Raw genomic sequence first — 25,361 nt, forward strand, 5'->3', positions numbered from 1 at the left:
GCCCCGGCCGCCCGTGGCCCACGGCCGCGCCCCGGACGTCCGGTGCGCGGCCGTGGCCCGCACACCTACGGGGACGACCCCGCCCCGGCGCCGTGCTCCGTACGCGTACGGGGCGCCGCGCCCCGACGCCGGTGAACGCCGCCCCGCCGGGCGGCGCCGGGAGAGCAGAGGACGAGGACGCTGTGGAGCACCGACCGAGGGTCCGCTGGCACCATGCGGCGGCCGACCTCGCCGACTTCGCGATCGTGAGCTGGGCCGCCGACCCCGACCGGGTGGCGGCCGTGCTCCCGGACGGGTTCGAGCCCGACGTACGGGAGGGCGCCGCGCTGGTGTCGCTGGTGGCCTTCCGCGACCACCGGTTCCACTTCCGCTTCGCCCGGCCGATCTCCCTCACGGCGGGCCAGGTGAACTACCGCACCTACGTGCGGCGCGGCGGGCGCACCGGGGTCTGGTTCTTCGGGACCTCCCTGGGCAGCCGGCTCGTCCACCTGCCGGCCGCGGCCTGGAAGATGCCGTGGTACCACGAGGACGTCGACGTCCGGGCGACCTGGGAGGACGGGACGGCCCGCGCCTGGAGCCTGCGTACGCACGGCCGCTGGGGCGCGGCGGCGGTCGCGCTGCGCGGCACCGGCCGCCCCCTGACGCCACCGCCCGGCTTCCCCGACGCCGACGAGACGAGCCGGATACTGATCGACCCGGCCCTCGGCTGGTACGCCCGCCGCGACGGCACCGGCGTCGGACGCTACTCGGTCTGGCACGAGCCGCTGGCGCTGGAGGAGGCCGCGGTGGAGTCCGCGCACAGCCAGGTCTTCACCGACCTCGGACTCATCACCCCCGGCCAACCCCCGTGCCACGCGGGCCTGCAACGCCACACCGCGTTCGACATCCACACCCCGCCCCGCCGCGAGGCCCCGCGGGGGCGGTGACCCGCGCGTCCACCGGCGACCGGCCCCCTGCGCGCCGCCGCGGGGGGCTTCGCCGTGAGGGAGCGGCCTTCCCGCGCCGTCGGGCGGTCGCCGGGTCAGCGCTCCTGGAGCCGCGGGTCGCGGGCCACGGCGAGGAGGCGGGTCACCGCGGGGTCGGCGTCGGGGCGGTGGATGGCGTGCACGGCGGTGTCGAGATGCCCGGAGCGCCCGCGGAGCGGTACGAGGCGCACCCCGGCGAGGGCGAGGTGGCGCAGGCCCTCGGGGACGAGGCCGACGCAGAGACCCGCCTCGACGTAACTGAACAGCCCGCTGAGGTCGTCCGCAACGGCCACCCCGCGCGGGGTGAAACCGGCTTCGCGGCAGGCGACGTGCAGTTGCTCGGCCAGCGCCGGAAGCGCGGCCGGGTCGGGAAGGACGAAGGCGTCGTCCGCGAGCTGCGCGAGATCGATCCCGTCCGCCTCCGCCAGCCGGTGCCCTCCGGGCAGGGCGGCGGCGATCCGCTCGGTGGCGATGACGGTGCTGACGAGGTCGCCGCCGAGCCGGGCCGGGTCGCGGACGAAGCCGAGGTCCAGGGTCCCCGCGCGGACCTGCTCGACCACGCCGGCCGAGGAGTCGTGCTGGAGGTGGACGCTGAGTTCGGGCAGTTGCGCGGCCGCGGCCCGCAGCATGGCGGGGAGGTAGAGGTAGCTCAGCAGGCTCACGTATCCGACCCGTACCTCGCCCCGGAACCCGGCCGCCACGCGCCGGGCCCGTGCCACGGCCGCCGTCTGCAGGTCGAGCAGGCGCTGCGCGTCCGCGGCGAACGCCGCGCCGGCCGCGGTCGGCCGTACGCCCCCCGGACCCCGGTCGAGGAGGCGGGCCCCCACAGTGCGCTCCAGGCGCTGGATGGATTGGCTGAGCGGCGGTTGGCTCATGCCCAGCCGCTCGGCGGCCCGGCCGAAGTGCTTCTCCTGGACCACCACGAGGAACTGCTCCAGGAGTCGGCGGGACAGGTTGATATCACCAGGCATATCGATCACTAGGCAAACATATATTGGACAGACCTCTCCTGCCAGGTGTCCACTGGAAACCGGAACAGCCGGCCGGAGTGCGCGGCCCTGAGCGCCTCTCGTTCAGCCCCGCCCGATCACCGCCCTCCGCGATGCCGCCCCTTCTCCGGGAGGGGCCGATCGCCCGGCCGGCCCCGTGCTCGCTGTCCTCCCCCCTATTTCGAGGTGATCTCCATGGCGGTCGTGACGATCGTCGGCGCCGGTGTCATCGGTGTCTCCTGGGCCCGTCTGTTCGACAGGGCGGATTGGGAGGTACGCGTCTGCGACCCGCGGCCCGACCTGCGCGAACTGGTGGAGCGGGCGCTGCCCGGCAGGCCGGTGACCACGACCGCCGACCTGGCCGCCGCGGTGAGCGGAGCGGACTTCGTCCAGGAGGCCGGGCCGGAGCGGATCGAGGTCAAGGAGGAGATGTTCGCCGCACTGGCCGCGCACACGCGTGACGACGTGGTGCTGGCCTCCTCCTCCTCGTCGCTGCTCCCCTCGGCCATCGCCCGCGGCAACCCGGCGGCCGACCGCATCGTGGTCGGCCACCCGTTCAACCCGCCGGAGCTCATGCCGCTGGTGGAGGTGGTGCCCGGAGAGCGGACCAGCGAGCGGACCGTCGACCGCGCGGTCGAGGTCTACCGCGGTCTCGGCAAGCTGCCGATCCGGCTCAAGAAGGAGATCCCCGGCTTCGTCGGCAACCGCCTGCAGAAGGTCTTCAACGACCAGGCGGCCTACCTGGTGCAGCAGGGCGTGATCGACGTCCAGGGGCTCGACGACCTCGTCCGCGCCTCGCTCGGACTGCGCTGGGCCGTGACGGGCCCGTTCGAGAGCGGCTCCCTGGGCGGCGGCCCCGCCGGGATGCGCCACCTCGCCCAGCACGTCGGCTCGCAGATGACCTTCGAGACCGGAAGCGCGGACCCGGCCCGCATGGGCGACGTCCTCGACGCCGTCGAAGAGGCGTACGGCACCGGCGAAGCGGCCTACGAACGCCGGGCGGACCGACGCGACGCGCGCACCCGCTCCGTCCTCGAACCGCTGGGCTGGCGGGACCCCGCGCCGCGCGACGCCGACCAGGGGTGACCGCACCGATGCCCCTGCCGGGGCGAGGCCGGAACACCATCGACAGAACAAGGACGGTCACCATGCCGAAAGCACTGCTCGCACTCCAGATCGTGCCGGGGAAGGTGCTGCGGGTCAGCCTTCCGGACGGCGACGTGCACACCCTCCTGGAGGACGCCGGCCCCGCACCGGACGGCATAGTCGCGGACTCGACCGCCGTCTACTGGACCACCATGGGCGCTCCCGTGGCCCACCCCGGCATCCCCGGCGAGGCCGGCCAGGACTTCTCCCGCCCCAACGGCGGCGTCCACGCCATGAGTCCGGACGGCGGACGACCGCGCGACGTGGTCCCGCTCGGGGCGATGACGACCGGCAAGCAGCTCACCACCGACGGGGCCGGCACGCTGTACTGGGGCGACCGCGAGGGCCACCGGGTCAGCCGGGTCCGCGCCGACGGCAGCGGCCTGACCGACCTCGTGGTCAACCCCGCCGAGGAAGGCGTCATGGGCGAGTGCGTCGGCGTGGCGGTGGACCCCGCACGCGGCCACCTGTACTGGACGCAGAAGGGGCCGGCCAAGGGCGGCAGGGGCCGCATCCTCCGCGCCGGCCTGAACATCCCCGCCGGGCAGACCGCCGCGAACCGGACGGACGTCGAAGTGCTGTGGAGCGACCTGCCCGAGCCGATCGACCTCCACCTGGAGGGCGACCGCCTCTACTGGACCGACCGCGGGGCCCCGCCCGCCGGCAACACCCTCAACCGCGCCCCCCTTCCCCCGGTCGGAGCCGCGGGGAAGCCCCCCGAGATCCTCGCGGACGGTTTCGAGGAGGCGATCGGCCTCGCCGTCGACGCCGAGGCGGGCATCGCCTACGTCTCCGACCTCCACGGCCACATCCGCAGCGTCCCCCTGCCGGACGGCCCCGCGGCCGACCAGAAGCCGCGCGACCTCGTGCACCTCGCGGAGCCGCTGACGGGGCTGTGCCTGGTGGAGCGCTAGGCGACCGGGCCCGCCGACGCCGGGGGCCCGCACACACCGGGCCCGCCCCGCACCGGCGTTCGGCCCCCCCCGGAGGCGGAGACCGCGCGGCGGACGCCCGGCGGACGACGCCGTCGACTGGTGGCCCTGGTCGCCCGAGGCGTTCACGGAGGTGCGACGTGCCCGTGCTGCTCGGCGTCGGCCACTCCGCGTGCCACGGGTGCCAGTGAACTCGCGAACCCAGCAGTCGGCGGCGCTTGCCCGTCCCTGATGATCACGCGCTTCCCGCAGAGCTTCGACCAGTCGTCACGGTCGGAGGTCAGAACGATCGCGGGTGCCGGAACACGGAGCGCGAGCGCGGCGACGAGGGCGTCGATCGGGAGGGGGCGACGCCGACCCCGAGGGGGAGGAGCTGCCCGTCGCTTGATGGCTCGCACGGGCAGTTCAACCGGGCGGGGCGGGCTCGTGAGGGTTCCGCCGGCCGCGCCAGGCCCTGTGAGAGGCTGGATCGTATGAACCGGCTGGCTGGTGTGACCTCGCCCTATCTGCTGCAGCACGCGGACAATCCGGTCGACTGGTGGCCGTGGTCGCCGGAGGCTTTCGAGGAAGCGCGACGGCGTGATGTGCCCGTGCTGCTCAGCGTCGGGTACAGCGCCTGCCACTGGTGCCACGTCATGGCCCACGAGTCGTTCGAGGACGACGAGACCGCCGCGTACATGAACGAGCACTTCGTGTCCGTCAAGGTGGACCGCGAGGAGCGGCCCGATGTGGACGCCGTGTACATGGAGGCCGTGCAGGCCGCCACCGGGCACGGGGGGTGGCCGATGACCGTGTTCCTCACGCCGGACGCCGAGCCGTTCTACTTCGGGACCTACTTCCCGCCCGAGCCCCGGCACGGGTCGCCCTCCTTCCGGCAGGTCCTCGAAGGGGTGCGGGCCGCGTGGGCGGATCGGCGGGGGGAGGTGGCGGAGGTGGCCGGGCGCATCGTCGCCGATCTCGCCGGCCGGTCGTTGGCGCACGGCGGGGACGGGGCGCCCGGTGAGCGGGAGACCGCTCAGGCGCTGCTCGGGCTGACGCGGGAGTACGACGAGCAGTACGGCGGTTTCGGCGGGGCGCCCAAGTTCCCGCCGTCCATGGCCATCGAGTTCCTGCTGCGCCACCACGCCCGCACCGGGGCCGAGGGCGCGCTCCAGATGGCCGTCGACACCTGTGCGGCGATGGCGCGGGGCGGGATCTACGACCAGCTCGGCGGCGGGTTCGCCCGCTACTCCGTGGACCGGGAGTGGATCGTCCCCCACTTCGAGAAGATGCTCTACGACAACGCCCTGCTCTGCCGCGTGTACGCCCACCTCTGGCGCGCCACCGGGTCGGGCGAGGCCCGGCGCATCGCCCTGGAGACCGCCGACTTCATGGTGCGGGAGCTGCGCACCGCCGAGGGCGGTTTCGCCTCGGCGCTGGACGCGGACAGCGAGGACGCCCGCGGCGAGCACGTCGAGGGGGCCTTCTACGTGTGGACGCCCGCGGAGCTGCGCGAGGTGCTCGGGGAGGCGGACGGCGACTTCGCCGCCGCGTACTTCGGCGTCACCGAGGAGGGCACCTTCGAGGAGGGCGCGTCCGTGCTGCGGCTGCCGGGGGACGCGGGGCCGGTGGACGCCGCGCGGGTCGCGGACGTACGGGCCCGGCTGCTGGCGGCGCGTGAGCAGCGGCCGCGGCCGGGGCGGGACGACAAGGTGGTGGCCGCCTGGAACGGGCTCGCCGTCGCCGCGCTCGCCGAGACCGGCGCGTACTTCGACCGGCCCGACCTGGTCGAGCGGGCCACCGAGGCCGCCGACCTGCTGGTGCGGGTGCACCTGGGCGAGGTGGCCCGGCTGGCGCGGACCTCCAGGGACGGGCGCGCGGGCGACAACGCCGGGGTGCTGGAGGACTACGGCGATGTGGCCGAGGGCTTCCTCGCGCTGGCGGCGGTGACCGGCGAGGGCGTGTGGCTGGAGTTCGCCGGGTTCCTGCTCGACATCGTGCTGGAGCAGTTCACCGGGGAGGGCGGCCAGCTCTACGACACCGCGCACGACGCCGAGCGGTTGATCCGCCGCCCCCAGGACCCCACGGACAGCGCCACCCCGGCCGGGTGGACGGCGGCGGCGGGCGCGCTGCTCACCTACGCGGCGTACACCGGCTCGTCGGCGCATCGCGCGGCCGCCGAGGGCGCGCTGGGCGTGGTCAAGGCGTTGGGGCCGCGCGCCCCCCGGTTCATCGGCTGGGGGCTCGCGGTGGCCGAGGCGCTGCTGGACGGCCCCCGCGAGGTGGCCGTGGCCGGTCCGGTCGGCGGCGAGCTGCACCGTACGGCGCTGCTGGGCCGGGCTCCGGGGGCGGTGGTCGCGGCGGGCGAGGGGCCGCAGGCGGGGGAGGAGTTCCCGCTGTTGGCGGACCGGCCGCTGGTGGCGGGGGAGCCGACGGCGTACGTGTGCCGCCACTTCGTGTGCGACGCGCCGACCACCGACGCCGGGGAGCTGGCGGCGCGGCTGGGCGGCTGAGGCCGGAGCCGCCGGGGCGCGGAGGCGGGCCGGCCGGCCACTGGGGCGCCCCGCCCCGCCCGCGAGCGGGCGCTGGACGCGCGGTCGGGTTCGGCCCCCGGTCGTACGGTGGCCGGGCCGGCCGGCCCCCCTCGCGTGGCCGGTCGGCCCGGTCCTCCTCCCCGTACGCCGTCCTCCTGCGCGCCCCCGCGCGCGCCCACCAGCACGGGTAGGCGACGCGCGCGCCCGCCCGGCGGCTACCCGTGTTGGTGGGCGACGATCGAGATGCCCACGTAATGGGCGACGAACGCCGCCAGGGTCAGCGAGTGGAAGACCTCGTGGAAGCCGAACCAGCGCGGCGAGGGGTTGGGCCGCTTGATGCCGTAGATCACGCCGCCCGCGCTGTAGAGCAGCCCGCCGACGACGACCAGGACGAGCACGGCGATCCCGCCGGTGCGCAGGAAGTCCGGCAGGAAGAAGACCGCCGCCCAGCCCATCGCTATGTAGCACGGGGTGTAGAGCCAGCGCGGCGCGCCGACCCAGAAGACCCGGAAGGCGATGCCCGCCGCCGCGGCCGCCCAGATCCCCCACAGCAGGGGGCGTGCGGTGGACTCGGGGAGCAGGAGCAGGGTGAGCGGGGTGTAGGTGCCCGCGATGATCAGGAAGATGTTGGCGTGGTCCAGGCGGCGGAGCACCGCCTCGCCGCGCGGCCCCCAGGTGCCGCGGTGGTAGACGGCGCTGACGCCGAACAGCAGGCACGCGGAGAGCCCGTACACCGCGCAGGCGATCCGGCCCTTCGTGCTGTCGGTCAGGGCGACCAGGGCGACCCCGGCGATCAGCGCCGCCGGGAACATCCCGGCGTGCAGCCAGCCGCGCATCCGCGGCTTGACGGGGACGGGGTCGTCGAGTTCGACGGGGCCCGTGGTCGTGGCGGCGGGGACGGAGTCAGTCATATCGGCATGTTACCTACGGCACCGTAGGTAGCGGATACGGAATGCGAACGAGTGGCGATGCTCACGTGTGAGGCCCCCTGGACATATGGGCGCGAGGGTCGGATGATCAAATGAGTGCGGTCGACACCGGATGAGCGCCAGGGGATTCCGCAGGGTACGAAGCATCCGGGTCGCAGCCCCCACGGGGCCTCCAGACAACTGACACCCTCATCTAGGAGCGAACGTGGCGCGCGACATCGCGGCTCCCCCCACTGCCCCCACCCACCACCAGGAGCTGGTCTCCTGGGTCGACGAGATCGCGGCCATCACCGAACCGGACCGGGTGGTGTGGTGCGACGGCTCCGAGGCCGAGTACGAGCGCCTGTGCGGGGAGCTCGTCGCCAAGGGCACGTTCACCAAGCTCGACGAGGTCAAGCGGCCGAACTCCTACTACGCCGCCTCCGACCCCACCGACGTCGCCCGCGTCGAGGACCGCACGTTCATCTGCTCCAAGGAGGAGAAGGACGCCGGCCCCACCAACCACTGGAAGGACCCCGCCGAGATGCGGGAGATCTTCACCGGTGGGAACGGCGTCTTCCGCGGTTCCATGCGCGGCCGCACCATGTACGTCGTGCCCTTCTGCATGGGCCCCGTCGGCTCGCCGCTCTCCGCGATCGGCGTCGAGATCACCGACTCCGCGTACGTCGCCGTCTCCATGCGCACCATGACCCGCATGGGACAGGCCGTCCTGGACGAGCTGGGCGACGACGGCTTCTTCGTCAAGGCCGTCCACACGCTCGGCGCCCCCCTGGCCGAGGGCGAGGAGGACGTCCCCTGGCCGTGCAACTCCACCAAGTACATCTCGCACTTCCCCGAGGACCGCGAGATCTGGTCGTACGGATCCGGCTACGGCGGCAACGCCCTGCTCGGCAAGAAGTGCTACGCGCTGCGCATCGCCTCCGTCATGGCCCGCGACGAGGGCTGGCTGGCCGAGCACATGCTGATCCTCAAGCTCACCCCGCCGCGCGGTGAGTCCAGGTACGTCGCCGCCGCGTTCCCGAGCGCCTGCGGCAAGACCAACCTCGCCATGCTGGAGCCCACGATCCCCGGCTGGACCGTGGAGACCATCGGCGACGACATCGCCTGGATGCGGTTCGGCGAGGACGGGCGGCTCTACGCGATCAACCCCGAGGCCGGCTTCTTCGGCGTCGCGCCCGGCACCGGCGAGCACACCAACGCCAACGCCATGAAGACCATGTGGGGCAACTCCGTCTTCACCAACGTCGCGCTCACCGACGACGGCGACGTCTGGTGGGAGGGCATGACCGAGGAGGCCCCGGCCCACCTCACGGACTGGAAGGGCAACGACTGGACCCCCGAGTCCGGCACGCCCGCCGCCCACCCCAACGCCCGCTTCACCGTCCCGGCCGGGCAGTGCCCGACCATCGCGCCGGAGTGGGAGGACCCCCGGGGCGTGCCGATCTCCGCGATCCTCTTCGGCGGGCGCCGCGCCTCCGCCGTCCCGCTGGTCACCGAGTCCTTCGACTGGCAGCACGGCGTCTTCCTCGGGGCCAACGTCGCCTCCGAGAAGACCGCCGCCGCCGAGGGCAAGGTCGGCGAGCTGCGCCGCGACCCGTTCGCCATGCTGCCGTTCTGCGGCTACAACATGGGCGACTACATGAACCACTGGATCAAGGTCGGCGCCGACAAGGACCGGAGCAAGCTGCCGAAGATCTACTACGTCAACTGGTTCCGCAAGAACGAGGCCGGCTCGTTCGTCTGGCCCGGCTTCGGTGAGAACAGCCGCGTGCTGAAGTGGATCGTGGAGCGCCTGGAGGGCCGGGGCGAGGGCGTCGAGACCCCGATCGGCATCCTGCCGGCCGAGGGCGCGCTCGACACCGAGGGCCTGGACCTCTCCGCGTCCGACCTGGACTTCCTGCTCACGGTCGACAAGGAGGTCTGGCGCGAGGAGGCCGCCCTGATCCCCGAGCACCTCGACACCTTCGGGGACCACACGCCCAAGGAGCTGTGGGACGAGTACCGCGCCCTCGTCGAGCGCCTGGGCTGACCCGTCCGGGGCGGCGCACCGCCCCGCACCGAGCCCCGTGGCCGGGTCCATCGGACATCCGCCCTGACCTGTGGGGCCGACGACCCGCCACGGCCCGGCCCCCGGAACCCCCTCACGGTTCCGGGGGCCGCCCCGCGTCCGCGTACGTCACAGCCCGCCCCCGCTCCTGTCCTCCAGGTACTTCGTGTGGGAGCGCTGGCGCAGCTCCTCCGCCTCGCGCAACCCGTCCACCAGCCCCCGCACCTCGCCGTGGAGCAGCGCCAACTGCCGGTCCAACTCCTCCTCGGGGCCGTGCGCGCCCGGCGTCAGCCGCGTCCACCACCGGGTCCGTACGAACGCGTCGACGGACTCCGGGACGTCCCGCCGCACCGCCCGCACCAGGACGTGCACGCCCTCCGGGTCGTCCGCCAGCGCCTCGGAGACCCAGCCGGGGGCCAGCAGCCCGTCCAGCAGCCCGGTCAGCGAGGCCAGCCGTTCCCGCGCGGCGGGCGGCAGGTACACCTGCTCCAGGTAGTCCCGCAGCGTCACCAGGTCCGCGCGCACCTCGTCCAGGCGCGTGGACGGCTCCTCGAACGCCGGGGCGGCCGGCCGGGGCGGCGGGGCGAGCAGCGCGCCCGCCCCGTACAGCCCGCCGACCACGGCCGGCCAGTACGGGCCCGCCACCCCGGTGAACGTCAGGGCCAGGCCCACCAGGCCGAAGGCGCTGCCGGTGAGGTTGCGGGCCGACTCCGCGTAGGCGAGGACCCGGTCGGCCGGCGTTCTACTGGTAGCCACGGATCTCCTCGAACGCCCCGTCCAGCGAGCCGGGACCGTGCTCCTTCGTCCCGTCGAAGAGGCGGCCGCCGGTGAGCGCGGCGATCCCCTCCAGCTCCGAGCGGTCGGAGTCGCCGAACACGATCGGGAAGACCGGGGTGGCCTGCCGGGAGGCGGGCAGCGCCCGGTAGAAGGCGTCGAAGTCCTTCGCCGACCGGCCCGCCGTGTTCTCGCCGTCCGTCATCAGCACCACGGAGGTGAACACGGACTCGGTGTCCGGGCCGAGGTGGTCGTAGGCCGCGGCGAGCGAGGAGTAGATCGCCGTGTCCCCGCTGGCCGTCAGGGCGGCGGTGTCCGCCCGGATCGCCGCCGGCCCGGCCTTCGGGTCCGCCGGGTCGACGGTGTGGGTGCGGACCCGCTTGACCGCGGAGCCGAACGGCATCAGCGTGACCTGCTCGCGTTGGCGGAAGTCCCCGGTCAGCCCGGCCAGCGCGGACTTCAGCCGGGCCAGCCGCCGGCCGGCCATCGACCCGGAGGTGTCCAGGACGTACACGGTCCGCGAAGGGCGCCGCAGCCGGTGCTCGTAGGCGTCGAGCAAGCCGTCCGCGACCGACCGCGAACCGGGGAAGGGCAGTTCGCGGCGCTGCTCCGGGGAGAGCGGGTCGGCGGGCCGGGCGGCGGCGACGACCGGGCGGCGCAGCGTCCGCCGGGTGATCTCCCGCTGCGCCGCCGGGGTCCGGAAGTGCTCGGCCAGGGCGGTGACGGAGTCGCGCGCGGCGGGCGCGGCCGCGGTGAGCGCGCTGAGCGGGTAGTCGGCGGTCACCACCCCGTCGCGGGGCCGGACCACCGTCAGGCCGGCGCCGCTGTCGCGGTTCAGCGAGAGCAGCACCGACTCGTAGTTGATCAGCGCGTCGACGGAGGAGCGCCGGGCGTACGCGGCGGCCAGCCACCCGGAGGAGCCCGAGGTGAGGCGCTGCCCCGCGAAGAACTCCTTCAGCTTCGGGCCCGCCCCGCGGACGTCGGCGTCGGTGAGGGCCGCCTGCGCCCCCGAGAGCCCGGACGCCACCGAGATCAGCGCGGCGAAACCGGAGTGGGAGCGCTTCGGGTCGGTCATCCCGTACGTCAGGTCCCCGTCCGCCACCGCCCGGTGGACCTGGGCCCAACTGACCCGCTCGGGGTCCCAGCCCAGCCGCCGCACCGTCGCGGGCCGTACGCCGAGGGCGACCGGCGAGGCCATCAGGGGGGTCTCGGAGGCGATCCGGCGGGCGGCCTCCGGGCGCAGCCGCAGGTAGTCGTTGGACGAGAGCCACACCGCGTCGAACGCCCCGTCCGCCTCCCCGGACTCCAGCCGCTCGACGGCCTCCAGGGTGCCCGTCCAGGTGGGCCGGACGGTGATCCCGGTCGCCTCGCGGGCCGCCTCCAGCAGCGGTTCCATGTCGCTGAGCTCGCTGGAGGCCAGCACCCGCAGCGTTCCCGGCCGAGGCCGCCCGTCGTCCTCGCCGTCCGGGCGGCCGCCCGCCCCCTCGTCGGTGCAGGCGGCGAGCGGGAGGAGCAGGGCGGCGGCCAGCAGGGGGGCGAGGGCGCGCGTCAGCCGGCGGCGGGCGGCGGGGCGCGCGGTGGCGCGGTCGCGCCGGGCGCGCAGCCCGGCCCGTATGCGGCGGTTCACGCCCGCCCCCCGTCCAGGGGAGCGTCCAGCGACCGGCTGCGCTCCAACCGGTCGCCCGCTTCCTGGAGTTCGGCCGTCAGCGCCTCGACGGTGGCGGCCATCGTCTCGGTGGCCCGCGCCTTGTACGTGTCGATGGCGTCCAGGGTGGCGTAGATCTGCCCGAACGCGGTGCGCAGGGTCTCGACGCCGACCGCCGGTTCGGCCGCGAGGCGCTGGATCTCCCCGCTCTGGGCGCCGAGCATCCGCGCGTTGCCCTGGATCAACTCCTCCGTGGTGGCGCGCAACGCCCCCACCTGCTCGGTCACCCGGCGCTGGTTCTCCAGGGCCGAGGCGAGCGTCACGGCGATGCGCAGGGCGGAGACCGTGGTGGAGGCCGCCCGGTCGACGCCCTTGATCAGCTCCTCGTTGTTGCGCCGCACGACGTCCATCGCGAGGTAGCCCTGCGCGCAGACCGCGATCTGGGTCAGCAGGTCCTGGTGCTTCTGCCGCACGGGGAAGAGGACGTCGGCCCGGAGCGCCTCGGCCCGTGCCGTGTCGCCCGCCGCCTCGGCCTCGGCGACGCGCTGGGTTACGACGCCGTCCAGGGACTCGGTGAGGACGGCGTACTCCTGGAGCTTGCCCATGGACTCCCAGAGCCGGGTGCGCTCGGTGTGCAGCGCGGCGTTGTCGCGGCGCAGTTCGTCCTGGCCGCCGCGGAGGGAGCCGACGATCCGGTCGAGGGTGGCGCGGGCGGACGCGTACTTCGCGACGTGGTCGCGCAGCCGGTTTCCGCCGGGCAGCCGGGACAGCAGCCGGCGGGCCCCGCGCGCCGGGGCGTCGCGCGGGTCGAGGTCCTCCACCGTGCGGCGCAGCTCGGTGAGCGAGGTCGCGACGCGCGCCGGGGCGTCGCCCTCGCCGGAGGCCAGCGAGCGGACGGTGCGGTCCAGCATCCGGTTGGACTGCTGGGCGGCCCGGTGGATGTCGCGCTGCCCGAGGCCGGCGATCTCGCCGATGCGGGCGGTGAACTCCGGTGAGCGGGGGTCGAGTCCGGCGAGGGAGGCCACGTACTCCTCGGCGCGGCGGGCCATCTCGGCGCGCACGGACTCCTCGACCGGCACCATCCCGGCGGCCTGTTCGGCGCGGACGGGTGCGACGGGGCCGGGCGGGGTGAGCACCAGCGGGGTGGTCGGCGGATCGGACGGCGGCGGTGCGTGCTGGGACATGGCGGAGTCCTCCTGGGGCGGAAGCGGAAGGGGGAGGGCCCGGCACGGACCCGGCGGCGCCGTCAGCCGCGGGCCCGTGCGGCCATCGAGCGCAGCACCTTCGCGGTGGGCACGGGCGCCTGGCGTACGCCGGTGAGCCGCTGGTCGATGTAGTCGGTGTGCTCGTCGGTGGCCGTGGCGAACTCGGCGGCCGCGCCCTGGGGGCGGAAGCCGTGCCGGACCGCCAGCTCCCGCAGTACGGGGTCGGTGGAGAGCAGTTCGCCCAACTCCCGCCCGTGGGCGGTCAGCGGGACCAGGGTGTGGTCGCTGGAGACCGTGGTGTCCGGGTACAGGACGACGAGGTCGCCGATCTCCTGGGGCTCGCTGCGCGTCAGGAGGGAGGCCACCTGGGACTCGTAGACCAGGACGAGGGGGTTGCCGACCCCGCTGACGAAGTCCCGGAACGGCGCGTCGGTGCTGGTCTGCTGGGCGCCCTGGACCTGGACGAGCTTGCGCATCAGGGGGGCCGTGCGCTCGACGGCCGCGGCGTCCGCGGCGACCCGGCCGCCGTCGGCGACGTACGAGGCGGCGGCGAGGTAGAGCGCGCCGGAGTTGGAGGCGACGGGGTCGGTGGTCGTGATGAACACCGTCCCGCGCAGCTCGGGCCGGCCGGCGGTCTCCTTGAGCTGCTGCCAGGTCCGGTCGTCCGCGGCCGCCTTGAGGTAGGGGTCCATCAGCAGCGTCCCCTGGGTGGTGAACTTCGAGCCGGTGTCCTTCAGTCGGGCCAGCCCGTTGGCCGCGAGGACCTCGGCCGCGCCGCGGTGGGCGACGACGACGAGGGGGGAGTAGAAGGGCCGCAGCGGTCCGCCGTGGGCCTCGGCCCCGCTGCGCAGCTCGTCGGCCGGGGCCTTCGAGCTGGGGAACGCGAAGTCGTGGCCCTTCAGGGGCAGTCGGTCCATCGCCCAGGAGCCGGACGTCTCGGTCCGTACGGTGAACCCCTTGGACGCGAGGGCCTTCACGGTGTCGGGATCGGCGAAGAACTCGGCCTTCTCCGACCCGATGACCCCCCGTACGGTCCTGGTCCCCGTGCCGCTGCCCGCGCTGTCGCGGCCTGCCGCGACGACCGCTGCCACGCCGCCGATCAACAGGACGGCCAGGACGATTCCCACGATGCGTCTCACGGGTGCAGCGTGCTCCCGGAAACCCACATTCCGGGCCGAGTCAGGTGGACGGGAGATGACGGGGGCATCCCAGTACGCCACGGTCGGCCGCGGGGGCGGGGTGGGTGGCGCCCGGTCCGCGGGCCTGTGCGGCGCGCGGACCGGGGCCGTCAGCGGGCGCCGACCAGCTCCCCGGCGGGGGCGGGTCCGGCGGGGGCGGCGAGGGCCGCGGCGTGCGCGTCCATCCGCTCGGCGGAGAGGATGGCGGCGGTGGTGTCGGCGCGTGAGGCGGCCACCACCAGCGAGCGGCCCGCCAGGGCGTGGGCGCGGCGGTGGAGGGCGGCCGGGGCGGCGTCGGACCGGCCCGCGTGCCGGGCGGGCGGGGCTCCGCGCAACCGGGCGACCTGCTCGGCGATGCGGTCGCCCGCCGCGTCGAGGCCCAGTTCGTCGGTGACCGCGAGGAGGGCGGCCAGGTGTCCGGCGAGCTGGATGTCCAGCTCCTCCTCGCGGCTGCGGTGCGGAAAGTCCGCGTCGTCGGCCGTCGAGTGGACCGAGGCGCTGCGGATCGGCTCGTACATGGATGGCCTCCCGGTGGTGCGTGGGAACCATCCTACATTGGAATCAGTCTAAAGTTGTCTGCGGTCCGGAACTGTGGTCGCGCTACGGCTGTCCGTAACCGTCCAGGAAGCCGCCGATCCGGGTCACGGCGTCGGCCAGGTCCTCGACCGCGGGCAGCGTGACGATCCGGAAGTGGTCGGGCTCGGGCCAGTTGAACCCGGTGCCCTGGACCACCATGATCCGCTCGGCCCGCAGCAGGTCCAGGACCATCTGCCGGTCGTCCTTGATCGGATAGACCTTGGGGTCGAGTCGGGGGAAGAGGTACAGCGCCCCCTTCGGCTTCACGCAGCTCACGCCGGGGATCGAGGTGAGCAGGTCGTACGCGGTGTCCCGCTGTTCCAGGATGCGCCCGCCCGGCAGCACCAGGTCGTCGATCGACTGCCGCCCGCCGAGCGCGGTGGCCACGGCGTGCTGCGCGGGCATGTTCGCGCACAGCCGCATGTTGGCCAGGACCGTCAGCCCCTCGATGTACGAGGAGGCGTGCGCCTTGGGGCCGCAGACGGCCATCCACCCGGCGCGGTAGCCGGCCACCCGGTAGTTCTTCGACAGGCCGTTGAAGGTCAGCACCATCAGGTCGGGGGCGAGCGCGGCCGTGGGGGTGTGGGTCGCGCCGTCGTACAGGATGCGGTCGTAGATCTCGTCCGAGCACACGACGAGGTTGTGCCGCCGGGCGATCTCGGTGAGGCCGCGCAGCATCGCCTCGTCGTAGACCGCCCCGGTGGGGTTGTTCGGGTTGATGATCACCAGGGCCTTGGTCCGGTCGGTGATCTTCCGCTCGACGTCGGCCAGGTCCGGCATCCAGTCGGCCTGCTCGTCGCACCGGTAGTGCACGGCCGTCCCGCCGGCCAGCGAGACCGAGGCGGTCCACAGCGGATAGTCCGGGGCCGGTACGAGCACCTCGTCGCCGTCGTCCAGCAGCGCCTGCATCGACATCTGGATCAACTCGGAGACGCCGTTGCCCAGGTAGACGTCCTCGACGTCGAGGTCGATGCCCTTGGTCTCGTAGTGCTGCACCACCGCGCGGCGCGCGGACAGCAGGCCCTTCGCGTCGCCGTAGCCGTGCGCGCCCGCGAGGTTGCGCAGGATGTCCTCCAGGATCTCCGGAGGGCACTCGAACCCGAACGCGGCGGGGTTGCCCGTGTTCAGCTTGAGGATGCGCTGACCGGCCGCTTCCAGCCGCATCGCCTCCTCCAGCACGGGACCACGGATCTCGTAACAGACATTGGCGAGCTTCGTCGACTGGTTGACCTGCATGTCCGCGAGCTTACGGCCGGGTTTCGCGCGGTGCGCGGGGATTGCCCCGCGCGCGCCCCCCGCGCGCCGGCGACCCGCCCCGCTCCGTCTTCCATCGCCATGCCGGCCGCCGCCCCCGGCCGTGGGATGGCCCGGTCCGGGCGGCGTCACGGCTTGGAATGGTGCGTCGGCGGGCGGGACGGGTGAGATGCGCCACGCGGGGGGCGGAGCCGGGCGCGCGGGCGGGCCCCGTTCGGGGCGCCGCGCCCCGGCGCGCACGCGGGGGGTCGTGGGTGGGCGGGGGCGCTTGTCGCCGAGCTGGCGCGCTCCGGCGCGCGTGCGCGTGCGCGTGGGCGGGCCGGGCGCGGGCGGGCGGCACCTGTGACTCGGCCGGTGCGCTCCGGCGTGCGCGTGGGCCGCTTGCCGCGCCGCGCTCCGGCGTGCGTCGCGGCCGCCCCGCACGGCGTACGCGGACGCGCCCGCGCGGGACTCCGCGCCCCTGCGACGCCTCCGCCCCGCACGGCGTACGCAACCCGCCCGCGTGTGCGGGGCGGGGTGCGGGGCGCGGGGCGCGCCCGTGCGGCGCAACCCGCCCGCGTGACGCCTCCGCTTCGCCCGCGCTGCACGCAACCCGCCTTCGTGCGCAACCGCCCGCGCGACGCCTCCACCTCGCCCGTGCGGCCCGCCGCACGGCCCACTGCACCCCCGCGCGGACCGCCGCGCGGACCGCCGCGCGGACCGCCGCGCGGCCCGCCGCACGGCCCCCGCGCGGCGGCCCATCGCACCCCCCGCGCGCTCACTCGGGCAGGCGTACGCCCTGCGGGAGCCGGAGTCCGAAGTCGTCGGCCAGGACGCGCAGTGCCTCGGCCCCGTCCTTCAGCCGGCGCTCGCTGATCGTCCCGTCGTCGGCGGTCTCCACCAGGTCGAGCCCCGAGAGCGCCAGGTGCGAGCCGGCGCGGGTGCGCTGCGCGTACACCGCCTGGTGGAACGGCGAGCGCGGGTTCGTCGCGGTGTGCCAGTTGATCACCTCGTAGTCCGGCGCCTCGTACGGGTCCAGGGTGAAGACGTACTGCGGCTCCCACGCGCCGCCCCGCTCGGCCTGCATCTCCCACAGCGGCAGCGGCCCGTCGTGCGGGGCGTGGACGAGGCGGTGGTGGCGCGGCGCGTCGAACAGCTCGGCGCCCTCGACCAGCTCGATCGGCTCCAGCAGCGACCCGATCGCCCCGAAGCCGACGTCCGCCAGATAGGCGTGCGGCCGGTCGGGCACGCCCACCCGCATCAGCATGTGCGTGCGGGGCCGGACCTCGCCGGGCGCCGCGCCCAGCACCACCCGGCCGGTCAGCGGGGTCACGGAGAAGCCGACGCGCTTGAGCACGGCGGAGAAGAGGGTGTTGTGCTCGTAGCAGTACCCGCCGCGCCCGCCGCGGACGAGCTTGGCCTCCAGGTCGGCCGGCGCCAGGGACGGCGCGGAGCCGAGCACCGGCTCCAGGTTCTCGAACGGGATGCCGATCAGGTGGGCGCGGTGCAGGGAGCGCAGCACCTCCACCGTGGGGCGCGGCTCCCCGGTCCAGCCGATGCGGGCGAGGTAGGCGTCGAGATCGAGTGTCATGGGTCGACCGTACGCAGCCGGGCCGCCGCCGCGCCTCCGATCACGGGACGAGCGCCCCGGACGAAGCGGCCCTCCACCGGAGCGCGAACCGCGGGGCGGCCCTCCACCGCACCCGGCCGACCGCACGGCGGCCGAGCGCACCCGGCCGACCGCACGCGGCCGACCGCACGCGGCCGAGCGCGCGGCGGTCGCCCCCGGTCACCCGGCTGTGTGCCCCGCCCCGCCGTCCGCCCGCGCCGCCACCGCCGCGCCGATCCCGTCCAGCAGCAGGCCGAGCCCCACCCGGAACGCCTCGCGGGCCTCCCGCTCCGGATACGGCACGGCGTCCGCGTCCTCGCCGGGGCCCGGATACGGCTCCACCGGCCCCTCGGCCTCCAGTCGGCCCACCGCGGGGAAGCGCTCCGCGAAGTCGGGCACCAGCTCCGTCAGCGCCGCCGAGCGGGCCGCCCACCACTGCTCGTCCGAGCTGCCCGTCGCCCTCGCCGCCAGGCGGGCGTCGGCCACCGTGGACGCCGAGCCCCGTACGTACGCGACGAGGGTCCCCGCCAGCCGTCGCAGCGTCCCGGCCTCCAGCCCGGTCCTCCGCAGCAGGGCGACGAGCGTGTCCAGGCCCGCGTACTCGTGCGGCCCCAGCACCGGCCGCGCCTGGGAGATCTGGAGCACCCAGGGGTGGCGCACGGCGAACTCCAGGACCTCCCGCGCCCACGCGGTGAGCGCCGCCCGCCAGTCGTCCGACTCCGGGTAGGCGGAGGGGAGTTCGGCGTGGACGGAGTCGTACATCAGATCCAGCAGCTCGCTCTTGCCGGGGATGTGGGTGTACAGGGCCATCGCCGTGCGCCCGAGCCGGTCTCCGACCGCGCGCATCGAGAGGGCGTCCAGGCCCTCCTCGTCCGCGAGCGCCACGGCGGCGGCCACGATCGCGTCCACGCTCAGCCGCGGCTTGGGCCCCGGACCGCCGCGCGGCGGCGGGGCGTCCGCGCGCCAGAGCAGGGCGAGGGAACGGCGGGGGTCGCCCTGGCCGGCGAAGACCACCACACGCAACTCCTTACGGTGTAAAGTAATGCCGCGTCGGGTAATTCCTTACACCGTAAGCCATCTGCGCCGTAAGTCGTCGGCGCGAGAGAGGTCGGACGCGATGGGCCAGGCACTGCCGGTCACCCTGCTGGAAGTCACGGACGTGCAGCGGGTCACCCCCCGCACGGCCCGGATCGGCTTCACCGCCGAGGAACTGCCGGAGCTGCTGGAGGACCGCCCCGACCAGCAGATGCGGCTGTGCCTGCCGCGCGCCGGGCAGAGCGTGCCCCGACTGCCCGAGCAGCGGGCCGACGACGCCGACGGGATGCGGTGGTACGAGGCCTACCTCGCGATCCCCGAGGCGGAGCGCCCCTGGATGCGCGGTTTCACCGTCCGCTCCTACGACCGCGGGCGCAACGTGATGGCCGTCGACTTCGTGCTGCACGGCGACGACGGCCCCGCGGCCCGCTGGGGAGCGGCCGCCCGCCCCGGCGACGTCCTCGCCATGGTCGGGCCCTCCTCCCGCTACGCCCGCCCGCTGCCGGCCGCCCGCCGGATGCTCCTCGCGGGCGACGAGACCGCGCTCCCGGCGATCGCCACCCTGCTCGCGGCGCTGCCCGAGGAGACGGAGGCCGTGGTGTACGCCGAGGTCGCGGGCGCCGAGGAGGAGGCGCCGCTGCCGTCCGCCGCCGGCGGGAGCGCGGTGCACTGGGTGCACCGCGACCGGGGCGGCTCGCTGGTGGAGGCGGTGCGCTGTGCCGGGGCGGACCTGGACGGGGTGGACGCGGCCTGGGCGGCGGGCGAGGCGTCCGCCGTCCGGGCGCTCCGCCGCCACCTCGTCGAGGACCGCCGAGTGCCGAAGGCGGCCGTCGAGTTCAGCGGCTACTGGCGGCGCGCCCTCACCCAGGACGACGCCCCGACCGAGGAGGACCTGGCGTGGGCGGCGGAGCGGGCGCGGCAGGGCTGAGCCGCCCGCGGGTCAGGCGGTCCGGGTCCCCGCGCCCCGGACCGCCCGGCCCGCCAGCACGGAGGTGCGCCTGCCGTCCTCGATGACGAACCGGCCGTCGATCAGCACGTGCGGGATCCCCACCGGCAGGGCGCGCGGCACCGCGAACGTGGAGCCCGCCGCCACCGTCTCCGGGTCGAACAGCACCAGGTCCGCGCGGTACCCCTCGCGGACCAGCCCCCGGTCGGCGAGCCGCAGCCGGGCGGCCGGGCGGGAGGTCAGGTGGGCGACGCACTCCTCCAACGAGAGGATGCCCAACTCCCGCACGTACCGCCCGAGGTACTGGGGGAACGTGCCGTACGCCCGCGGGTGCGGCTTCTCGCCCTGGAGGATGCCGTCGCTGCCCCCGGTGTGCACCGGGTGGCGCATGATCTGCCGGACGTTCTCCTCGTGGCCCACGTGCTGGAGGATCGTCGTGCCGAGCCGGTCCTCGGTCAGCAGCCGCCGCGCGGTCGTCCAGGGCTCCTCGCCCCGCAGCTCGGCCGACCGGGCCACCGTGCGGCCCACGTACTCGGCCAGGTGCGGCGCGTTGACGCCGGAGATCTCGATCGTGTCCCACTCGATCGGCACCCCGTGGCAGCCGTCCGAGCCCAGCACCTCCAGGTGGTGGCGGATCCGCCCGGCGCTCTCCTCGTCCGCGAGCCGGGCCAGCACCGACTCCGGTCCGCCCTCGCCCGACCAGCTCGGCAGCATGGCGACGAGCGTCGTGCAGCCGGGGGTGTACGGGTAGGTGTCGAGCGAGATGTCGGCCCCGGCGGCGAGCGCCGCGTCCAGGAGGGCCAGCAGGTCCGGGGCCCTGCCCTTGTTCACCCCGAAGTTCATGGTGGCGTGGGCGAGGTGGAGGGCGCAGCCCGCGGTCCGGGTGAGCTGGACCATCTCCTCGTACGCCTCCAGGGCGCCGGCCCCGTAACTGCGGTGGTGCGGGCAGTAGTAGCCGCCGTGCGCGGCCACCACCCGGCACAGCTCGGTGAGTTCGGCGTCGTCCGCGTACATGCCGGGGGTGTAGGTGAGCCCGGAGGACATGCCGACCGCGCCCTCGCGCATCCCCTGGTCCACCAGCTCCTTCATCCGGGCCAGGTCGGCGTCGGAGGCGGGGCGGTCCTCCCAGCCCATCGCGTACATCCGGACCGTGCCCTGCGGGATCAGGTAGGCGGCGTTGACCGCGATGCCCTGGCCGCCGAAGTTGCGGTCCAGCCGGTCCAGGTAGCCGCCCACCGTGCGCCAGTCGAAGGTGATGTCGCCGCCGTCGCCGTTCCAGCCGGTGATGGCGCGCCGGACGGCCGCGAGCGTGCCGTCGTCGACCGGGGCGTACGACAGGCCGTCCTGGCCCAGCACCTCCAGGGTGACGCCCTGCGCCGCCTTCGCGCTGTGGTCCGGGTCGCGCAGCAGCGCCAGGTCGCTGTGGGCGTGCATGTCGATGAAGCCGGGGGCGAGCGCCAGCCCCTCGGCGTCCAGGACGCGGACGGCGGTGGGCCGGGGGCCGGGGGAGCCCTCGGGGTGGATCTCGGCTATGCGCCCGCCGGCCACGGCCACGTCGGCGCGGTAGGAGGGTTCGCCGGTGCCGTCGACGACGCGTGCGTCACGCAGGACCAGGTCCATGGGTCACCTTTCGGGGGGCGTGGTCGGTCGGAGGGGGCGTACGGGCTAGAAGAACGTGCGGACGTAGTCGCCGACCGTGCCGTCCGCCTCGACCAGCGGGATGAGCTGCCACTTGTCGAAGCTGGTGCACGGGTGCGAGAGGCCGAGGCCGACCCAGTCGCCCACCTCCAGCTCGACCCCCGGCTCCGTGCGCACCCAGGTGTGCTGGTCGGAGAGGCCGGTGACGGCGACCCCGGCGGCGGGCCGCACCGAGCCGTCCCGCCCGGAGCGGACGACCTGGGCCTCGGGCAGGTCCAGGTCGTACGCCGCGTCCCGCTTGCCCGCGTTCAGGAACGCCTGCTCGCCGCTGGGCCGGGAGACGACCTGCGCCCAGAGGCGGAAGGCGGGCTCCAGCGCGCCCTCGCCGGGGACGCGGTTGAACGGGGTGAGGTGCTTGTAATGGCCGTCGTCGTGCGAGACGTACGCCCCCGAGCGCAGCAGCTTGAGGACCGGCAGGCTCATCCCGGGGATCTCGGCGAAGACGTCCGCGACCGCGTCGAACCAGGCGCTGCCGCCCGCGCTGACCACGATCTCCCCGCTCCCGTCGAACCTCCCCGCGGCGTCGAAGGAGGCCGCCAGCGCGACGAGCCGACGCAGCCACTCCCGCACCCGCTCCGGCGAGGCGTCCGGCACCTCGCCCTCGTAGCCCGCGACGCCCACCAGGCGCAGCGCCGGGGCCGCCGCCACCGCGTCCGCCACGCGCGCGCACGCCGCCTCGCCACGGGCCCCGGTGCGCGCGCCCTCGCCTGCTCCCAGCTCCACGACCACGTCGACCGGGCGGGTGGCTCCCGCGGCGCGCAGGGCCCGCTCCATCAGCTCGACGCCGCGCACCGAGTCGACGTAGCAGACGAAGCGGAACTCCGGGTCGGCCGTCATCTCGGCGGCCACCCAGCGCAGCGCCGCCGCGTCGACCAGCTCGTTGGCGAGGAAGATCCGCCCGACCCCGTACGCCCGGCAGACCCGCGCCTGGTGCGGCACGGCCACCGTGATGCCCCACGCGCCGCGCGCCAGTTGGTCGGCGAACAGGCGCGGGGACATGGACGTCTTGCCGTGCGGGGCGAAGGCGAGGCCGTGGCGCTCGGTGTAGGCCTGGAGGAGGGCGAGGTTGTGCTCGACCGACTCGGCGGACAGGGCGAGGACGGGGGTGGTGAACCCGCCGGTGAACAGATTCCGGCGCTCGGCGGCCAGGGCCCCGACCGTCAGGCCCTCGGCGTCCGGCGGCAGCGCCTTGAAGCGGTGGTCGACGCGTTCACCGGCGAGGTCGGCCACCGGCGAGGCGGGGGGCACGTGCGGGGCGGACGGCGCGGGGGCGGCGGGGCGTTCGGCAGCCAAGGCAAACTCCTCGAAGTCGTTGCAACATATGCAACATCCATTGCGTATATCGCTTAACGCTGTCTAACATCCGAGCCGACGCCAGGTCAATGGTGACCACCGGCCCGCACGCCTAACAGCGAGGAGCCCCCAGTGCCCGGACCCGCAGCAGGGACGGCCCGTGCCGCCGCGACCACCGACGTCGTCTGCCTCGGCGAGTCCATGGTGGCGTTCCTGCCCTCGCAGCCAGGCCGCCTCGCCGACGTGCCCTCCTTCGGGCGGGGGATCGGCGGCGCCGAGTCCAACGTCGCCTGCGCGCTCGCCGCCGCCGGGCACCGCACCGCCTGGGTCGGCCGGGTCGGCGCGGACGGCTTCGGGGACCACCTCGTCGAGACGATCGCGGGCTACGGGGTCGACACCTCGGCCGTCCGCCGCGACCCGGCCCGCCCCACCGGCGTCTACTTCCGCACGGCCGCCGACCGGGGGGCGGGCGCGCACGAGGTCGCCTACTACCGGGCGGGGTCCGCCGCCTCCGCGATGTCCCCCGGCAACGCCCCGTACGAGGACCTCTTCGCGGGCCGCGTCCTGCACCTCTCCGGGATCACCGCCGCGCTCTCCGCCGACTGCCTGGCCCTGCTCCGCGAGCTGACCGCGCCCCGGCCGGACCGGCCCCTGGTCTCCTTCGACGTCAACCACCGGCCGCACCTGTGGCGCGACGGACCGGCGGACGCCTCGGTCCTGCTGGAGCTGGCCCGCCGCTCGGACCTGGTCTTCGTCGGCGAGGACGAGGCGGAGGAGGCGTGGGGCATCGTCGGCGCGGAGGCGATCCGGGACGCGCTCCCGGAGCCCGCCGCGCTGGTGGTGAAGCGGGGGAGCGCGGGCGCGACGGTGTTCACCGCGGAGCGGGGCGCCGGCGGGGGAGAAGCGGGCGCGCGCGAGGCCGGCGTCCGGGAAGCCGGTCCACAGGAGGCCGGCGCGCGGGAAGCCGACGCGGGGGCAGCGGGCGTCCGGGAAGCCGGTGCACAGGAAGCCGGCGCGTCGGAGGCCGGTGCACAGGAGGCCGGCGTGCGCGGGTCCGACACCGTCACCGCCGTCCCCGCCCTGAGCGTCGAGGTGGTCGCCGCCGTCGGGGCCGGGGACGCGTTCGCCGCCGGGTACCTCTCCGCCACCCTGCGCGGACTGCCCGTGCGCGACCGGGTCCGGCACGGGCACCTGATGGCCGCCGCCGTGCTCACCGTCCCCGGCGACCTCACCGACCCGCCCGCCCGCGCCCACGCCGACCGCCTGGTGGCACTCGACGACGCGGCCTGGGGGAGACTGCGTCTCGGCCCCGGCTGGACCGCAGCCGACAGGGCGCCCGAGGAGGTACGCACGCCATGAGTCAGACCGTCGACCGGGCACTGAGCATCCTGCCGCTGCTCGCCCAGGGACCCGCCGACCTCGGCCAGGTCGCCGAGCGGCTCGGCGTCCACAAGTCCACGGCGCTGCGCCTGCTGCGCACGCTCCACGAACACGGCCTCGTCTACCGCCAGCAGGACCACCACTACCGGCTCGGCGCCCGCCTCTTCGCCCTCGCGCAGGAGGCCGTCGAGAACCTCGACGTACGCGAGATCGCCCACGCCCACCTGGTCGCCCTCAACGACCGGTGCGGGCACACCGTGCACCTCGCCGTCTACGAGGAGCAGGAGGTCCTCTACATCGACAAGGTCGAGAGCCGCTACCCCGTCCGGATGTACTCCCGGATCGGCAAGCCCGTCGCGATCACCGTCGCGGCCGTGGCCAAGCTCCTGCTGGCCGACCTCGCCGAGCCCGAGCGGCGCGCCATCGCCGAGAAGCTCGACTACCCCCTGTACACGCCCCGTTCGACGCCGAACGCCGCCGCCTTCCTCAAGGAGCTGGCCGTCGTCCGCGAACAGGGCTGGGCCACCGACTTCGGCGGCCACGAGGAGTCCATCAACTGCGTCGGCGCCCCCATCCGCGGTGCGGACGGGCGGGTCGTCGCGGCCATGTCGGTCTCCGCGCCCAACGTGGTCGTCACGGCCGAGGAACTCCTCACCCTGCTCCCGCTGGTCCGGCGCACCGCCGAGACCATCAGCCGGGAGTACTCCGGCACCACCCAACCCAAGAAAGCCTGATCAGCCATGACCGAGAAGACCGCCCTCACCCCTTCCACCCACACCGCCCCGCCCGCCCGGTTCTCGCACGGCGTGAAGAAGGGCAACATCCTCCAGGTCGCCGGCCAGGTCGGCTTCCTGCCGGCCGTGGAGGGCCAGGCCCCGACGCCCGCGGGCCCCACACTGCGCGAGCAGACCCTCCAGACCTTCGCCAACGTCAAGGCGATCCTGGAGGAGGGCGGCGCGAGCTGGGACGACGTCATGATGATGCGCGTCTACCTCACCGACGTGGACCACTTCGCGGAGATGAACGAGATCTACAACGCGTACTTCGCCGAGCAGGACCTCCAGGCGCCGCCCTCCGCCCGCACCACGGTCTACGTCGGCCTGCCCAAGGGCCTGCTCATCGAGATCGACGCCCTCGCGGTGCTCGGCTGACCGGCCCCGCCCGCAGGACCCCGCACCACCCCGCCGTACGGCGGCGCGCCCGGCCCCCCGCCCGGCGCGCCGCCCCCCGCGCCGCCGGCGCACCGCCCGCAGGGCCGTCACCGCCTC

At 74.8% G+C, this 25,361-nt stretch carries 21 protein-coding genes and 2 pseudogenes; 10 read left to right on the top strand and 13 right to left on the bottom strand.

Annotation, left to right across the window (positions count from 1 at the left end):
* Positions 1–182: 182 nt before the first annotated feature.
* Positions 183–926 (top strand): DUF2071 domain-containing protein, encoded by a 744-nt coding sequence (locus tag ACZ6EJ_RS09370; RefSeq protein ID WP_469265704.1) that lies wholly within the window; start codon positions 183–185, stop codon positions 924–926.
* Positions 927–1,021: 95 nt separating this feature from the next.
* On the opposite strand, the gene ACZ6EJ_RS09375 is transcribed toward ACZ6EJ_RS09370, so the two are convergent.
* A complete protein-coding gene (locus ACZ6EJ_RS09375) occupies positions 1,022–1,936 on the bottom strand; it encodes a LysR family transcriptional regulator (protein ID WP_469265706.1) in 915 nt (304 codons plus the stop codon).
* 213 nt (positions 1,937–2,149) lie between these two features.
* On the opposite strand from ACZ6EJ_RS09375, the gene ACZ6EJ_RS09380 reads away from it, so the two are divergent.
* The 3 genes and pseudogenes from ACZ6EJ_RS09380 to ACZ6EJ_RS09390 form a co-directional block, all read left to right on the top strand.
* Positions 2,150–3,040: a 3-hydroxyacyl-CoA dehydrogenase NAD-binding domain-containing protein gene (locus ACZ6EJ_RS09380; RefSeq protein WP_469265707.1), complete on the top strand. Its 891-nt coding sequence runs from the start codon at positions 2,150–2,152 to the stop codon at positions 3,038–3,040.
* Between the two features lie 62 nt (positions 3,041–3,102).
* Positions 3,103–4,014, top strand: a complete 912-nt coding sequence (locus ACZ6EJ_RS09385; protein ID WP_469265709.1) for an SMP-30/gluconolactonase/LRE family protein — start codon at positions 3,103–3,105, stop codon at positions 4,012–4,014.
* Between the two features lie 100 nt (positions 4,015–4,114).
* Positions 4,115–4,217: pseudogene (locus tag ACZ6EJ_RS09390) on the top strand (DUF255 domain-containing protein); the annotation flags it as partial.
* 39 nt (positions 4,218–4,256) lie between these two features.
* Here ACZ6EJ_RS09390 and ACZ6EJ_RS09395 read toward each other — a convergent pair.
* Positions 4,257–4,370, bottom strand: a pseudogene (locus tag ACZ6EJ_RS09395) (DNA-binding protein); the annotation flags it as partial.
* 135 nt (positions 4,371–4,505) lie between these two features.
* On the opposite strand from ACZ6EJ_RS09395, the gene ACZ6EJ_RS09400 reads away from it, so the two are divergent.
* A complete protein-coding gene (locus ACZ6EJ_RS09400; protein ID WP_469265711.1) occupies positions 4,506–6,524 on the top strand; it encodes a thioredoxin domain-containing protein in 2,019 nt (672 codons plus the stop codon).
* Between the two features lie 236 nt (positions 6,525–6,760).
* On the opposite strand, the gene trhA is transcribed toward ACZ6EJ_RS09400, so the two are convergent.
* Positions 6,761–7,456 carry a PAQR family membrane homeostasis protein TrhA gene (trhA, locus tag ACZ6EJ_RS09405; RefSeq protein WP_469265713.1) on the bottom strand — a complete coding sequence of 232 codons (696 nt, stop codon included), beginning with the start codon at positions 7,454–7,456 and terminating at the stop codon, positions 6,761–6,763.
* Positions 7,457–7,679: 223 nt separating this feature from the next.
* Here trhA and ACZ6EJ_RS09410 point away from each other — a divergent pair, with 223 nt between their 5' ends.
* Complete coding sequence (locus tag ACZ6EJ_RS09410; protein WP_469265714.1) at positions 7,680–9,503, top strand: phosphoenolpyruvate carboxykinase (GTP); 1,824 nt, start codon at positions 7,680–7,682, stop codon at positions 9,501–9,503.
* 147 nt (positions 9,504–9,650) lie between these two features.
* On the opposite strand, the gene ACZ6EJ_RS09415 is transcribed toward ACZ6EJ_RS09410, so the two are convergent.
* The 8 genes from ACZ6EJ_RS09415 to ACZ6EJ_RS09450 form a co-directional block, all read right to left on the bottom strand.
* A complete protein-coding gene (locus ACZ6EJ_RS09415; RefSeq protein ID WP_469265716.1) occupies positions 9,651–10,277 on the bottom strand; it encodes a hypothetical protein in 627 nt (208 codons plus the stop codon).
* Complete coding sequence (locus ACZ6EJ_RS09420) at positions 10,264–11,847, bottom strand: vWA domain-containing protein (RefSeq protein WP_469265844.1); 1,584 nt, start codon at positions 11,845–11,847, stop codon at positions 10,264–10,266. The genes ACZ6EJ_RS09415 and ACZ6EJ_RS09420 overlap by 14 nt, the downstream gene beginning before the upstream one ends.
* Positions 11,848–11,918: 71 nt before the next feature.
* Positions 11,919–13,124: a toxic anion resistance protein gene (locus tag ACZ6EJ_RS09425; protein WP_469265718.1), complete on the bottom strand. Its 1,206-nt coding sequence runs from the start codon at positions 13,122–13,124 to the stop codon at positions 11,919–11,921.
* A 62-nt stretch (positions 13,125–13,186) separates the two neighbouring features.
* A complete protein-coding gene (locus ACZ6EJ_RS09430) occupies positions 13,187–14,311 on the bottom strand; it encodes a hypothetical protein (RefSeq protein WP_469265720.1) in 1,125 nt (374 codons plus the stop codon).
* Between the two features lie 122 nt (positions 14,312–14,433).
* On the bottom strand, positions 14,434–14,841 hold the full coding sequence (locus ACZ6EJ_RS09435) for an SCO4983 family protein (RefSeq protein ID WP_469265721.1): 408 nt from the start codon (positions 14,839–14,841) through the stop codon (positions 14,434–14,436).
* 82 nt (positions 14,842–14,923) lie between these two features.
* Positions 14,924–16,135: a pyridoxal phosphate-dependent aminotransferase gene (locus ACZ6EJ_RS09440; RefSeq protein ID WP_469265722.1), complete on the bottom strand. Its 1,212-nt coding sequence runs from the start codon at positions 16,133–16,135 to the stop codon at positions 14,924–14,926.
* 775 nt (positions 16,136–16,910) lie between these two features.
* Complete coding sequence (locus ACZ6EJ_RS09445; protein ID WP_469265723.1) at positions 16,911–17,723, bottom strand: arylamine N-acetyltransferase family protein; 813 nt, start codon at positions 17,721–17,723, stop codon at positions 16,911–16,913.
* 198 nt (positions 17,724–17,921) lie between these two features.
* Positions 17,922–18,758, bottom strand: coding sequence for a TetR/AcrR family transcriptional regulator (locus ACZ6EJ_RS09450; protein WP_469265725.1), 837 nt, complete (start codon positions 18,756–18,758; stop codon positions 17,922–17,924).
* Between the two features lie 100 nt (positions 18,759–18,858).
* Here ACZ6EJ_RS09450 and ACZ6EJ_RS09455 point away from each other — a divergent pair, with 100 nt between their 5' ends.
* Positions 18,859–19,704 (top strand): siderophore-interacting protein, encoded by an 846-nt coding sequence (locus tag ACZ6EJ_RS09455; protein ID WP_469265726.1) that lies wholly within the window; start codon positions 18,859–18,861, stop codon positions 19,702–19,704.
* A gap of 12 nt (positions 19,705–19,716) precedes the next feature.
* Here the strand turns inward: ACZ6EJ_RS09455 and ACZ6EJ_RS09460 are convergent, their stop codons facing one another.
* Both ACZ6EJ_RS09460 and ACZ6EJ_RS09465 read right to left on the bottom strand, forming a co-directional pair.
* On the bottom strand, positions 19,717–21,342 hold the full coding sequence (locus ACZ6EJ_RS09460; RefSeq protein ID WP_469265727.1) for an N-acyl-D-amino-acid deacylase family protein: 1,626 nt from the start codon (positions 21,340–21,342) through the stop codon (positions 19,717–19,719).
* Positions 21,343–21,387: 45 nt separating this feature from the next.
* A complete protein-coding gene (locus ACZ6EJ_RS09465) occupies positions 21,388–22,713 on the bottom strand; it encodes an alanine racemase (protein WP_469265729.1) in 1,326 nt (441 codons plus the stop codon).
* Positions 22,714–22,845: 132 nt separating this feature from the next.
* On the opposite strand from ACZ6EJ_RS09465, the gene ACZ6EJ_RS09470 reads away from it, so the two are divergent.
* The 3 genes from ACZ6EJ_RS09470 to ACZ6EJ_RS09480 are packed head-to-tail and all read left to right on the top strand — an operon-like array spanning position 22,846 to position 25,244.
* Complete coding sequence (locus tag ACZ6EJ_RS09470) at positions 22,846–24,072, top strand: sugar kinase (protein ID WP_469265730.1); 1,227 nt, start codon at positions 22,846–22,848, stop codon at positions 24,070–24,072.
* Entirely contained in the window at positions 24,069–24,827 is a 759-nt protein-coding gene (locus ACZ6EJ_RS09475; protein WP_469265732.1) for an IclR family transcriptional regulator, read from the top strand. The genes ACZ6EJ_RS09470 and ACZ6EJ_RS09475 overlap by 4 nt, the downstream gene beginning before the upstream one ends.
* A gap of 6 nt (positions 24,828–24,833) precedes the next feature.
* Positions 24,834–25,244 carry a RidA family protein gene (locus ACZ6EJ_RS09480; RefSeq protein WP_469265733.1) on the top strand — a complete coding sequence of 137 codons (411 nt, stop codon included), beginning with the start codon at positions 24,834–24,836 and terminating at the stop codon, positions 25,242–25,244.
* Positions 25,245–25,361: the final 117 nt, after the last annotated feature.

The organism is Streptomyces sp. NPDC041970, from assembly GCF_055588985.1.

Coding starts and splice junctions, on each gene's coding strand:
- ACZ6EJ_RS09375 (WP_469265706.1), bottom strand. CDS start 1,936: ATGCCTGGTGATATCAACCTGTCCCGCCGACTCCTGGAGCAGTTCCTC.
- ACZ6EJ_RS09475 (WP_469265732.1), top strand. CDS start 24,069: ATGAGTCAGACCGTCGACCGGGCACTGAGCATCCTGCCGCTGCTCGCC.
- ACZ6EJ_RS09400 (WP_469265711.1), top strand. CDS start 4,506: ATGAACCGGCTGGCTGGTGTGACCTCGCCCTATCTGCTGCAGCACGCG.
- ACZ6EJ_RS09445 (WP_469265723.1), bottom strand. CDS start 17,723: ATGACACTCGATCTCGACGCCTACCTCGCCCGCATCGGCTGGACCGGG.
- ACZ6EJ_RS09455 (WP_469265726.1), top strand. CDS start 18,859: ATGGGCCAGGCACTGCCGGTCACCCTGCTGGAAGTCACGGACGTGCAG.
- ACZ6EJ_RS09440 (WP_469265722.1), bottom strand. CDS start 16,135: ATGCAGGTCAACCAGTCGACGAAGCTCGCCAATGTCTGTTACGAGATC.
- ACZ6EJ_RS09435 (WP_469265721.1), bottom strand. CDS start 14,841: ATGTACGAGCCGATCCGCAGCGCCTCGGTCCACTCGACGGCCGACGAC.
- ACZ6EJ_RS09480 (WP_469265733.1), top strand. CDS start 24,834: ATGACCGAGAAGACCGCCCTCACCCCTTCCACCCACACCGCCCCGCCC.
- ACZ6EJ_RS09380 (WP_469265707.1), top strand. CDS start 2,150: ATGGCGGTCGTGACGATCGTCGGCGCCGGTGTCATCGGTGTCTCCTGG.
- ACZ6EJ_RS09460 (WP_469265727.1), bottom strand. CDS start 21,342: ATGGACCTGGTCCTGCGTGACGCACGCGTCGTCGACGGCACCGGCGAA.
- trhA (WP_469265713.1), bottom strand. CDS start 7,456: ATGACTGACTCCGTCCCCGCCGCCACGACCACGGGCCCCGTCGAACTC.
- ACZ6EJ_RS09385 (WP_469265709.1), top strand. CDS start 3,103: ATGCCGAAAGCACTGCTCGCACTCCAGATCGTGCCGGGGAAGGTGCTG.
- ACZ6EJ_RS09425 (WP_469265718.1), bottom strand. CDS start 13,124: ATGTCCCAGCACGCACCGCCGCCGTCCGATCCGCCGACCACCCCGCTG.